General features: G+C 32.2%; 9 protein-coding genes and 1 other RNA gene. 9 read left to right on the top strand and 1 reads right to left on the bottom strand.

All coding sequences use genetic code 11. The features are described 5' to 3' along the window. Positions 1 to 36 precede the first annotated feature (36 nt). The 9 genes from gpmI to AGR56_RS13160 all read left to right on the top strand — a co-directional run bounded on the left by gpmI (position 37) and on the right by AGR56_RS13160 (position 10023). Positions 37 to 1566 (top strand): 2,3-bisphosphoglycerate-independent phosphoglycerate mutase, encoded by a 1530-nt coding sequence (gene gpmI / locus AGR56_RS13195; RefSeq protein ID WP_053242628.1) that lies wholly within the window; start codon positions 37 to 39, stop codon positions 1564 to 1566. 191 nt (positions 1567 to 1757) lie between these two features. Continuing rightward, entirely contained in the window at positions 1758 to 3053 is a 1296-nt protein-coding gene (eno, locus tag AGR56_RS13190) for a phosphopyruvate hydratase (RefSeq protein ID WP_053242627.1), read from the top strand. Positions 3054 to 3205: 152 nt separating this feature from the next. Further along, a complete protein-coding gene (gene secG, locus AGR56_RS13185) occupies positions 3206 to 3442 on the top strand; it encodes a preprotein translocase subunit SecG (RefSeq protein WP_053242626.1) in 237 nt (78 codons plus the stop codon). Between the two features lie 116 nt (positions 3443 to 3558). Next, positions 3559 to 5802 carry a ribonuclease R gene (gene rnr / locus AGR56_RS13180; RefSeq protein ID WP_053242625.1) on the top strand — a complete coding sequence of 748 codons (2244 nt, stop codon included), beginning with the start codon at positions 3559 to 3561 and terminating at the stop codon, positions 5800 to 5802. A gap of 217 nt (positions 5803 to 6019) precedes the next feature. Further along, positions 6020 to 6484 (top strand): SsrA-binding protein SmpB, encoded by a 465-nt coding sequence (gene smpB, locus AGR56_RS13175; RefSeq protein ID WP_053242624.1) that lies wholly within the window; start codon positions 6020 to 6022, stop codon positions 6482 to 6484. Positions 6485 to 6778: 294 nt separating this feature from the next. Beyond that, positions 6779 to 7136, top strand: a transfer-messenger RNA (tmRNA) gene (gene ssrA / locus AGR56_RS19645). 931 nt (positions 7137 to 8067) lie between these two features. Beyond that, positions 8068 to 8910, top strand: a complete 843-nt coding sequence (locus AGR56_RS13170; protein WP_053242623.1) for a fumarate hydratase — start codon at positions 8068 to 8070, stop codon at positions 8908 to 8910. Positions 8911 to 9021: 111 nt separating this feature from the next. Beyond that, the gene (locus tag AGR56_RS13165) at positions 9022 to 9579 is read left to right on the top strand and encodes a Fe-S-containing hydro-lyase (RefSeq protein WP_053242622.1); all 558 of its coding nucleotides are present in this window, start codon (positions 9022 to 9024) and stop codon (positions 9577 to 9579) included. A gap of 93 nt (positions 9580 to 9672) precedes the next feature. Continuing rightward, positions 9673 to 10023, top strand: a complete 351-nt coding sequence (locus tag AGR56_RS13160) for a hypothetical protein (RefSeq protein ID WP_053242621.1) — start codon at positions 9673 to 9675, stop codon at positions 10021 to 10023. 52 nt (positions 10024 to 10075) lie between these two features. Here AGR56_RS13160 and AGR56_RS13155 read toward each other — a convergent pair whose 3' ends face one another. Then, positions 10076 to 12082, bottom strand: coding sequence for a sigma 54-interacting transcriptional regulator (locus AGR56_RS13155; protein ID WP_053242620.1), 2007 nt, complete (start codon positions 12080 to 12082; stop codon positions 10076 to 10078). Positions 12083 to 12208 lie beyond the last annotated feature (126 nt).

Raw genomic sequence — 12208 nt, 5'->3', positions numbered from 1 at the left:
TCAATTGTCAATTAAAGAGTAAATGGAGGAAATAAAATGGCTAAGAAACCTGTAATGTTAATGATTTTAGATGGATTTGGATTAACTGATAAGACTGAAGGAAATGCAGTTGCAGCTGCATACAAACCTAATTTTGATAAATGCTTTAATAATTACCCACATACACATCTTGGTGCAAGCGGATTAAGCGTTGGTCTTCCAGATGGACAAATGGGAAACTCAGAAGTTGGACATTTAAATATTGGAGCTGGAAGAGTAGTTTACCAGTCACTTACAAAAATAACTAAAGCAATACAAGATGGTGAATTTTATAAAAATGCAGCACTTAACAAAGCTGTAGATAATGTACTTAAAAATGATTCAACTCTTCATTTAATGGGACTTTTATCACCAGGGGGAGTTCACTCACACATAGAACATTTAAAAGGATTATTAGATCTTGCAAAGAAAAAAGGAGTTAAAAAAGTATTTGTTCATGCTTTCCTTGATGGAAGAGACGTTCCACCATCTTCTGCAAAAGAGTATATAGAAAATATAGAAGACTATATGACTGAAATTGGAGTTGGAAAAATAGCAACTGTTTCAGGAAGATACTATGCAATGGATAGGGACAAGAGATGGGAAAGAGTACAGCTTGCATACAATGCCATTGTACTTGGAAAAGGAGAAACAGCAGATAGTGCTCTTGATGCTTTAAATAAATCTTACCATGATAACAAGACAGATGAATTTGTTCTTCCAGCTGTTGTTATGGAAGATGGGAAACCTCTTGCACAGGTTAAAAACAATGACTCAGTTATTTTCTTTAACTTTAGACCAGACAGAGCAAGAGAAATAACAAGAGCAATAAATGATAAAGAATTTGATGGTTTTGAAAGAGAAACTTTAAAACTTGAATTTGTTACAATGACAGAATATGATTCAACTCTTGAGGGAGTAGATGTAGCATTTGGACCAGAAGTTCTTACAAACACTTTTGGAGAATATATAAGCAGCAAAGGACTTAATCAGCTTAGAATTGCTGAAACAGAAAAATATGCACATGTAACTTTCTTCTTTAATGGAGGAGTTGAAGAGCCTAATAAAAACGAGGATAGAGCTTTAATACCTTCACCAAAGGTTGCAACTTATGACCTTCAACCAGAGATGAGTGCATATTTAGTTACAGATGAACTCTTAAAAAGACTTGACGAAGATAAATATGATGCAGTTATATTAAACTTCGCAAACCCTGATATGGTTGGGCATACAGGAGTATTTGAAGCAGCTAAAAAAGCCGTTGAAGTTGTTGATGAGTGCCTTGGAAAAATTGTGAATAAAGTACTTGAACTTGATGGTACTGTATTTATAACTGCTGACCACGGAAACTCAGAGCAAATGATAGAGTATTCTGATGGAAAGCCAATGACTGCACACACTACAAATCCAGTTCCTTTTGTATATGTAAGCAATCATTCAAAGGAAATGAGAAAAGATGGAGTGTTAGCAGACATAGCACCTACAATGCTTCAGGAGCTTGGTCTTGAAAAACCTAAAGAAATGACAGGTAAAACTTTAGTGAAATAATGCTATAATTTAAAGAACTTAATAAAATTTATGTCATTAATGGACACTAAAAAAGCTTTATTTTGAATAAGTATAAGACTAATACTTATTTAAAGTGAAGATGAATTTACTAGAATAATAAAGCTGCTTTTAGATAAAAATAGATAGAGTTAAGTAAATTTGGTTAAAATTAAAAAGGAGAGGTGTTTTATATGAAATCATATGTTGAAATTGTTGACGTATTAGCAAGACAAATTTTAGATTCGAGGGCCAATCCTACCGTTGAAGTTGAGATAACTCTTGAGGATGGAACTGTTGGTAGAGCTTCTGTACCTTCAGGTGCATCAACAGGTATGTTTGAGGCAGTTGAACTTAGAGATGGAGATAAATCAAGATATAATGGAACAGGTGTGCTAAAAGCTGTAGAAAATGTAAATGAAACTATAGCATCGGAGCTTATAGGAATGAACATTTTTGATCAGACATTAATAGATAAGACAATGCTTGAACTTGATGGAACAGAAAACAAGTCAAAGCTTGGAGCAAATGCAATGCTTGGGGTTTCGCTTGCAGCAGCAAAGGCAGCAGCAGGATACCTCGGCATAAGCTTATATCAATATATAGGTGGAATTAATGCAAAAGTTCTTCCTGTGCCTATGATGAACATAATAAATGGAGGAAAGCATGCAGATAACAACGTTGACCTTCAGGAATTCATGATAATGCCAGCAGGAGCACCTAGCTTTAGCGAAGCTCTTAGAATGAGTGCAGAAGTATATCACGCTTTAAAATCACTTTTAAAAGAAAAAGGTCTTGATACAGCAGTTGGTGATGAAGGTGGCTTTGCACCAAACTTAAACAGCAACGAAGAAGCAATACAAATTATAGTTGAAGCTATTAAAAGAGCAAATTATGAGCCAGGAAAGGACATATTTATAGCTCTTGACCCTGCTTCATCTGAGTTTTATGAGGATGGTAAATACAACCTAAAAGGTGAAGGAAAAGTGTTAACAGCTGAAGAAATGGCAAGTTACTATGAAGGCTTAGTTAATAAATACCCTATCATTTCAATCGAAGATGGTCTTGCAGAAGAAGACTGGGAGGGCTGGAAGATACTAACTGAAAAACTTGGAGACAAAGTTCAATTAGTTGGTGATGATTTGTTTGTTACTAACACTAAGAGACTTGAAAAAGGAATTCAGAAGGGTGTTGCAAATTCAATATTAATTAAGTTAAATCAAATTGGAACATTAACTGAAACATTAAATGCTATAGAAATGGCAGAAAGAGCTGGATATACAGCAGTTGTATCTCATAGATCAGGAGAAACTGAAGATACAACTATTGCAGATCTTGTTGTAGCTGTAAATGCTGGTCAAATTAAAACAGGAGCTCCTGCAAGAACTGAAAGAGTTGCAAAATACAATCAACTTTTAAGAATAGAAGAAGAACTTGGAGAAGTAGCAGAGTTTAGAGGATTAAAAGCATTTTACAATATAAAAAAGTAATTTGTTGGTTTTATTTTAAATCAAGATGGACTCTTGTGCCATCTTGATTTTTAGGTTGTAATCTAATATTGTTTATGATACAATGAAATCTAAGATGATATTTTATGTATTTACAGGCATAATTTTAAAATCATAGGAGGTCTAGTACTGATATGCACAATGTTTTATTGGGGTTGCAGATAATTTTAGCTATAGTTCTCATAGCAGTTGTTCTTGTACAGCCAGGAAAAATGGATGGTTTCACAAATTTTTCAGCTGGAGCAACTGATACTTTTTTTGCAAAGAATAAGTCCAAGACACGTGAATCATTTCTAAAAAGGGTTACAGCTGTAGTTGGAGTATTATTTGCAATAGTAACTATTTTATTAAATTTGTCACAATTCAAGTAAATAAACGGGAGTTAAAAGATATAATTCAGTACTTAATGGATTGTATCTTTTTTATTTATAGTGTATTCTGAATAATATATGAGAAAAATGATAAAATATAGTAAGAAGGTGATTAAATGAGTTTAAGAGAAAATATACTTGATTTTATGAAAGAACAGGCGTATAAACCTTGTAATATACAAGAATTATCTGAAGTTTTTGGAGTATCAAAGGTTGAATACAAATCCTTTAAAAAACTTCTAAACGAAATGGAGAGAAATGGAGACATAGTTAAAAATAGAACCAGCCATTACGGGGTTCCAGAACGAATGGGACTTATAATAGGAAAACTTCAAGGAAATGCAAAAGGATTTGGTTTTGTAATTTGCGAGGAAGATTTACCTGATATATTTATACCGTCCTCTTATATGAATGGTGCGTTAAATGGAGACAGAGTTGTAGCAAAAATATCAAGAGAAGTAAAAGGTACTAAAAAATGTGAAGGTGAAATAATAAGAATACTGGAAAGGGCAAATAAAACTATCATAGGAGTTTACGAGGATAGTAGGAATTTTGGCTTTGTTGTAGCAGATGATGTTAGAATATCTCAGGATATATTTATCCCTAAAAGTCAAAAAAGCACGGCAAAGTCTGGAGATGTGGTTGTTGCTGAAATAACCTTGTGGCCAGAGAAAAGAAGGAATCCAGAGGGTAAGATAATAGAGGTTCTTGGAAACAAGAGAGAAGCAGGAATTGATATATTAACTATAATCAAAAAGTTTAAGCTTCCAGAGAAGTTTCCAGAAAAGGTTGAAGCCTTTGCAGCTAATATTCCGGATGAAATACCACAGGAAGAGTATGAAAGAAGAGAAGATTTAAGAAACATAAAAATGGTTACAATAGACGGCGAAGATGCTAAAGATCTTGACGATGCTGTATCCATAGAAAGGCTTCCAAATGGTAACTTTAAACTTGGAGTTCACATAGCAGATGTTTCAAATTACGTTACCCAAAACAATCCACTGGACAAAGAAGCACTTAAAAGGGCTACTTCTGTATATTTAATAGATAGAGTTATACCAATGCTTCCAAGAAAGCTTTCTAATGGAATATGCAGTTTAAATCCAAAGGTTGATAGACTTGCTTTGTCTTGCTTTATGGAAATAGATTATACAGGAAAAGTTCTAGATCACAAGATATTTGAAAGTGTAATAAAGACTAATGAAAGAATGACCTACACAGATGTAACTAAAATACTTAGAGACGAAGATGAAGAGACTATAAAAAAGTATGAATACTTACATGAAGATTTTAAAGCAATGGAAGAACTTGCAGAAATTTTATACAATAAGAGAATTAAAAGAGGAGCAATAGATTTTGATTTTCAGGAAAGCAAAATAATACTAGATGAAAAAGGAAAGCCAGTTGAAATAAAACCATATGAAAGAGCTGTAGCCAATAGAATAATAGAGGAGTTTATGCTTGCTTGCAATGAAACTATAGCAGAGCATTTTTTCTGGGCAAATGTCCCTTTTGTATACAGAATACATGAAGATCCAGACAGTGAAAAGCTTGAGAAGTTTAATGATTTTGTTCACAACCTTGGCTATATAGTAAGATGGAGTGCGGAGGTTCATCCAAAGCAGCTTCAAGAGATTATTGAAAAAGTAAAAGGCAAGAAAGAAGAAACAGTTGTAAGCACTCTTCTTTTGCGTTCGTTAAAACAGGCAAGGTATTCACCAGAGTGCTCGGGACATTTTGGTTTAGCCGCAAGATACTATTGTCACTTTACGTCCCCAATAAGAAGATATCCAGACCTAATGATCCACAGGGTTATAAAGTATTACTTAAATGGCAGATTGGATGATAAATCTTGCAAAAAACTAATAGGTACAGTAGACTATGCAGCAATTCAATCCTCAGAAATGGAGAGAGTTGCCCAGGAAGCTGAAAGAGAAGTTGATGATTTAAAGAAAGCTGAGTATATGTCAGAAAGAATTGGAGAGGAGTACGACGGCATAGTATCTTCCGTAACAAGTTTTGGAATGTTTGTTGAACTTCAAAATACCGTTGAAGGACTTGTCCATATAAGTGCTCTTACAGATGATTATTACGTTTATGATGAAAAGTTCCTAAGTCTTATAGGTGAAAGAACAAAGAAGATATATAAACTTGGTGATGAGGTTAGAATAAGAGTAGAAAGAGTAGACCTTGATTCCCACGAAATATACTTCCAGTTATGTGCAATGAAACCAATCCCAGAGTCTGAAGAAATTGTAGACGAAGGTGTTGAAATTGAAGAAAGCGGAGTGGAAGCTATACATCATGTTAGAAAAAACACAATAACAAGCGAAGCAGCTTCACCAGAACACTTAAAATAGAGTACAGAGTACAGTGAAGGAGTATTTTCTTCCGCTTCACTACAGAAAATCTTAGAACTCATAGCTGACGCCATCTTGAGATGATGGCATAGATTTATCTGACGAAAGGAAGATAAATCTACCTTTATTGTCATCTGTACTCTGTGCTTTGTACTCTGTCCTTTGGTGTGTTATAATAAGTGTAGTTTAAATTTATTTACAAGCGTGGTGATATTTTATGCCTAAAAAGAATACTGCTGACAATACTCTGGCGGATAACAGAAAGGCTTGGCATGATTATTTTATAGAGGAAACTTATGAATGTGGTATAGAACTTGTTGGAACTGAGGTTAAGTCCATAAGAGGGGGAAGAGCCAACTTAAAGGACAGCTATGCTGAAGTTAGAAATGGTGAAATTTTTGCCTGTAATATACACATAAGTCCTTACAAAGAGGGAAATATATATAATGTAGATCCTTTGAGGAAAAGAAGGCTTCTTCTTCATAAGTCTGAGATAACAAAGCTTATTGGATATACAGCTCAACAAGGATATACTCTTGTTCCTATAGCTATGTATCTTAAAAATAGACGTGTAAAGGTGAAACTTGCAGTTGCTAAAGGTAAAAAGGATTATGACAAGAGAGATTCCTTAAGGGAAAAAGCAGCAAAGCGTGATATAGAAAGAAGTATGAAAGTAAGATAAATTTATGTAAATTTCCAAAAAGTAAATGTTGAAATTGTGCTGCTGTTAGAGTATTATAATACATGCCGCAGGTGACAATGCATAAATTTAAATCATTTAAATTTATTGCAATTTATAAAGCTTACTTGCAAATATAAAAATTTGTGCTATAATTTTAATGCAGTATAAAATAAAATTTAATATGTTTATTCTTCGTTATCAACACGAAACCCTGTGATTATTCACAGATTTGTGTCATACTATTTTTAGTTTGTGGATAAATTTATTGTTTATCACAATCTAAACAAATATTATGGGGGCGCATTTTGGTTTCGACGGGGTTGTGTTGCATTTAAGAAGCGAGTCGAGGGAACCTGTGGACCCGCGTTAAAAAACTATAGGATAAAAATTAAACGATAACGAAAATAATTTAGCTTTAGCTGCGTAGTCAGCTAACGTCAGCCTAAGAGTCCCGCGACTTAGGACCTGGCGTCGATAGCGGGGAACCGAGCCTTATAAAGCTTTGAGTAAGGAACGGAATTTATGAAGCTACTGAAGTCAGAAGCCTGTCCGTAGGCGTCTGATGGAGGGAATGTAAAACTACGGAATGCACTCGGAGATGCTTAAGTGTTACCAGTTTCGGACAAGGGTTCGACTCCCTTCGCCTCCACTTTTGACCTGCGATGGAATATCGTAGGTTTTTATATTTTAAGTAGTTAATTAATATCTTAGTAAGAAAAAGGTGCTAATCTTTGTGGGATGGAGCACTTTTTTCTTTGCTATTTAGGCATCTTCAAAAAAATAATAAGGCCGTCTAGCGGCTAATTTTGCGTAATATTTCGTCGACTGAACCCGCTAAGATTGCCTAAGTATTAACGGAACCAGTTTCCTCGTATTACACAAAATTATCTCGCAACATGGACTTATTATTTTATTTCAGATGCCTTACTTAAAGAATTGAAAGAGAAAAATGATTAATTTTTATAATTATCACGTTGAAATAATATTCAGCGTGATTTTTTACTGCGCCTAGCAAGAGAGGGAACATGACAATGAAAGTTTATTTCAGCCATTGTATTAATAAATAGCTTGTATTAAAATAAACAAGGGAAAATTAAGAATTTATTTTATAGATACACAACTTGAAAGGGTGAAATAACTAATCCCAAATACATATTGACAAACTGGAATTTAGCGAGGTGATATTGATTTGGGATATTAAATAAAGCTAATAAATCTAAGACGATAAATCCTAAAAATCTAAGAGAATTTAATAACTCGCATACGCTCAAACAGATTAAATTCTCTAAGACTTTTACGATTTATCATCTAAGATTTATAAAGCTTTATTTAAACCATCCCAAATTTATATATAAATGTCAATAAGGTTAAAAATTTTTTCCATAGTAAAACAGAGGAAAATTATCCTTAACTTTTTGGCTTTAGCCAAAAAGTTTACCTTTGACGTGCAAAACATCGTCAAACCCTTCACTTTTCACATAAGTGAAAAAGTTAGCCTTTTAACAAGCAAGGCGAGTTAAAACCCTTAACTTAAATTAGTTATAAATGTAAAAGCCAATATATAAATAAGTTGGGGTAAAAAATTGAGAGAAATAAGTTCAGAAAAAATAACAGAGGTAGTAAAAAGACTTTGTATTGAGGCAAATTATAATTTACCAGAGGATATAGATAAAAGTCTTAAAAAATTCTATGAAAATGAAAATTGGACTATTGCTAAAGATATGCTTGAGAAAATAATTAAAAATGTATCTATAGCTAAGAATGAACAAGTCCCAATTTGCCAAGATACAGGTATGGCGTGTGTTTTCCTAGAAATAGGACAAAATGTCCATGTTACAGGAAAATTAATTGAAGACGCGGTAAATGAAGGTGTTAGGCAAGGATACACAGAAGGCTATCTAAGAAAATCAGTAGTAAAAGATCCAATAGATAGAGGAAACACGGGCGATAATACTCCAGCTATTGTATATTATGATATCGTAAAAGGTGACGAAATAAAAATAACAGTTGTACCTAAAGGCTTTGGCTCTGAAAATATGAGTAAAATTAAAATGTTAAAGCCATCTGAAGGTGTAGAAGGTGTAAAAGATTTTATAATTAAAACTGTAGAAGAGGCAGGACCAAATCCATGTCCACCTATGGTAATCGGAGTTGGAATAGGAGGAACCTTTGATAAGGCTGCATTTTTGGCTAAAAAAGCTCTTATGAGACCCATAGATGTAAGTAATAAGAATGAGAAGTATGCAGAACTTGAAAAAGAATTGTTAGAAAAAATAAATAAACTTGGTATAGGACCTCAAGGATTTGGTGGAAATACTACAGCACTTGGTCTAAATATAGAAACATATCCAACGCATATTGCCGGATTGCCTGTAGCTGTTAATATAAGCTGTCATGTAACAAGACATAAGAGTGAAATAATATAAGATAAACCATCTAAGACCCAAAATTTAATTGTAATAAAATGCCATGTATTAAGGCATTATGGACACTTAAATTTTGATAGTTGAAGTGTTTTATAAATAGGGGGAAATGGTATGGAAATTGTAATAAACTCTCCAGTTTGTGAAGAAGAAATATCAAAATTAAAAATAGGAGATAGAGTACTTATAAATGGTGTAATATATACTGCAAGAGATGCTGCACATAAAAGACTTGTAGAACTGCTTGATGAAAATAAAAAGCTTCCTATAGATGTAAAAAATCAAATTATTTATTATGCCGGTCCTACACCAGCAAAACCTAATCATGTTATTGGTTCAGCTGGACCGACTACAAGTGGAAGAATGGATGCATATGCGCCTAGACTTTTAGATCTTGGACTAAAAGGTATGATAGGAAAAGGACTTAGATCAAAAGAGGTTATAGATTCTATAATTAAGAATAAGGCAGTTTATTTTGGAGCTATAGGTGGAGCAGCAGCACTTATTTCAAAAAGTATAGTTAAAGCCGAAGTTATTGCATATGAAGATTTGGGATCTGAAGCAATAAGAAGATTGGAAGTAGTTAACTTTCCAGCAATCGTGATAATAGATTCAAAGGGAAACAATCTCTATGAAGAAGGAAAAAAAGAATTTCTAAGGAACTTTAAATAGTTGTATAATTGTAAAAATATGTGATATTATATTAATTGTCAATTACGTTTAAAGTTTGGAAAGGAGATTGAGAACTTAGTTTCTCATATATTTATGAATTATGATTCAAAAACTTTAAGTCAATATAAAAATAATGGTGATATAGAAAAGTATTTAAGTAATGAATATAAGATGACTGTTTTGAAAATAGGTGTAAAGAGTTTGGTGAATATGAGAAATGAATTACCAGAAAGTGGCTTGATGGAATTAATAGAAAATATAATGGAGGATTCATTTAAAAAAGATATATTCTTAAAAATATTTACAGTAACCAGTTCCGGTCCAGTATTTTTTTTGGTGATTGATAAAAGGTATGAAGAGGTTAAGAGCATGTCTGATATAATATCGGATAAATATTTCTCAAAATGCAATGTTTATGTGGATATAACTAAATACGTTGGCTAAGTAAATTTTTGAACCAAAATGCGTGTAAAAATATTTTGGTTCAAAAAGATTATTATTTATCTACATTTAAGTTGTATTTTTTACACTTTAGGGCCACTGTCCTGTGAGTTATTCCAAGAACTTTACCAACTTTATTAAAACTTTTGTATTTTTTCATTGCAAGTTCTAAAACTTTTTTTTCATAATCTTCAAGTTTTAATATAGGATTATTTTCATCAATAGTTATAGAATCAGTTTCGGGTTCAATATTTGATATATATATTGGCAAATCCTTTGAAGTTATAACATCATTGTCACACATATTTATTGCTCTTTCTATTACATTTTCAAGTTCTCTTATGTTTCCAGGCCATTGATAATTTATTAAATAATATATACAGTTTTTATCTATATTTTTTATTGGTTTATTAAGTTTCTTACTTATATTTTTTATGAAATATTCTACAAGAAGGTTAATGTCCTCTTTTCTTTTTCTTAGAGGTGGTAAAAATATAGAAATAACATTCAATCTATAGTATAAATCCTCCCTAAATTCTCTTTTTTGTATCATTTCTTCTAAATTTCTATTTGTAGCAGCAATAATTCTAATGTCTACCTTTTGAGTAGTAAGACCTCCAACGCTTTCAAATTCTCTTTCTTGAATAACCCTTAGAAGCTTTGCCTGCATTGATTTTGGCATATCACCAATTTCGTCTAAAAATAAAGTTCCTGTATCAGCTATGTTAAGCTTTCCGGGTTTACTTTTAAAAGCACCTGTAAAAGCACCCTTTTCATATCCAAAAAGCTCACTTTCTAGTAGATTTTCAGGTATTGCAGCGCAATTTACTCTAACAAAAGGCTTGTCTCTTCTTGAACTATTAGTGTGTATTGCCTTGGCAATAAGTTCTTTACCAGTTCCACTTTCACCCCTTATTAGTACAGTAGAGGTTGAATTTGATGCCTTTGCAGCTGTAATTAAAGTATCCTTAAGGGAACTGCTGCTGCCAATAATATTGCTAAAAGAACCACTTAGTTTAGTATGTCTTATAAGTTCACTCTTATAGTAGTTTAATTCTTCTTCAGATTGTTCTAATTTTTTTGCTACATCTTTTATTTGATCTACAGTTTTAGAAATGGATATAACACCCTTAAAATAATTATCAATAAAAATGGGTTCCACGGTACACATTATATTTACATCATGTTTATTAATAAGCGCATCTTCTATTGGTTTTTTTGAATCGAAAACCTTCATTCTATAACCATCAGGAGAAATTTCAATTAAGTCTTTTCCTATTATATCCTTTTCAGTGATATGAAAATTTGTTTTATAAGCAGGGTTTATATAGCTTATTTTTCTATGCTCGTCTACAAAACATATCAAATCATGAGAAGTTGCAAGTATCTTTTTAAATTTTTCATTTAACTCTTTTAAACCAATAAGTTCAGACATATCCTGAAAAACAGACACAGAACCAATCACATTATCTTTTGATATTATAGGTGAACTGTTTGAAATAATTGTGTTGTTTTTTATATGATATATTTTACCTATTTCCTTTTCCTTGTTTTTCATTACCATCGGAAGTTCTGAATTTGGAAGTATATTTTGTATAGGAAATCCCAATACGTCATTCAAGTTTTTATTTAGATATTTTAATGCATAGTTATTCATATAAGTAATATTGCAGTTTGAATCAACTACAACAATGCCAACAGGTAAGTTTTCAAGAATTTGTTCATTTGCTATGGTGTTTTCCTGTATTATAGCATCTATATTTGAAAATGAGCTGTTTTTATCATTTAATTCTATGGTGATATAGTTGCTTAATTCAAGTACAGCTCTTTGACCATTTTTTGTGTCCTCAAAACAAGATAATTCTACAAGTTCATTTTCTTGAATTTTTAACGAAACAAGTGCTAGCATGCTTATGGCGATTGGTTCATTTGACGTCATCTTTCTTATGTATAAATTGATGTTGAATTTTTGTTTGATTTGAGAGGTTTTGTGAACAATCATAGCTGCAATTCTAGTATGAATTCCATTTTTTATATTTACCGATATGCAATTTTTAAACATAATCTAATCACCTTTCACGTTTTATGATAAAAATTATCAATAATTCCTAAAAGGTATGATAATTTTTATCAATTATATTTTACTACTATAAATAGCACATATCCACAAAAGTTTTGGAAAAAATAT

Source organism: Clostridium sp. DMHC 10 (assembly GCF_001270375.1).
Classification (GTDB): domain Bacteria; phylum Bacillota; class Clostridia; order Clostridiales; family Clostridiaceae; genus Clostridium_S; species Clostridium_S guangxiense.
Note: the sequence above shows the minus strand (reverse complement) of the source record. Positions and strands in the feature narration are given on the sequence as shown.

Bases quoted from the DNA above. Each gene is read 5' to 3' on its own strand.
- rnr (WP_053242625.1), top strand. From the start codon at position 3,559: ATGAGTTTAAGAGAAAATATACTTGATTTTATGAAAGAACAGGCGTAT.
- smpB (WP_053242624.1), top strand. From the start codon at position 6,020: ATGCCTAAAAAGAATACTGCTGACAATACTCTGGCGGATAACAGAAAG.
- secG (WP_053242626.1), top strand. From the start codon at position 3,206: ATGCACAATGTTTTATTGGGGTTGCAGATAATTTTAGCTATAGTTCTC.
- eno (WP_053242627.1), top strand. From the start codon at position 1,758: ATGAAATCATATGTTGAAATTGTTGACGTATTAGCAAGACAAATTTTA.
- AGR56_RS13155 (WP_053242620.1), bottom strand. From the start codon at position 12,082: ATGTTTAAAAATTGCATATCGGTAAATATAAAAAATGGAATTCATACT.
- AGR56_RS13165 (WP_053242622.1), top strand. From the start codon at position 9,022: ATGGAAATTGTAATAAACTCTCCAGTTTGTGAAGAAGAAATATCAAAA.
- AGR56_RS13160 (WP_053242621.1), top strand. From the start codon at position 9,673: ATGAATTATGATTCAAAAACTTTAAGTCAATATAAAAATAATGGTGAT.
- gpmI (WP_053242628.1), top strand. From the start codon at position 37: ATGGCTAAGAAACCTGTAATGTTAATGATTTTAGATGGATTTGGATTA.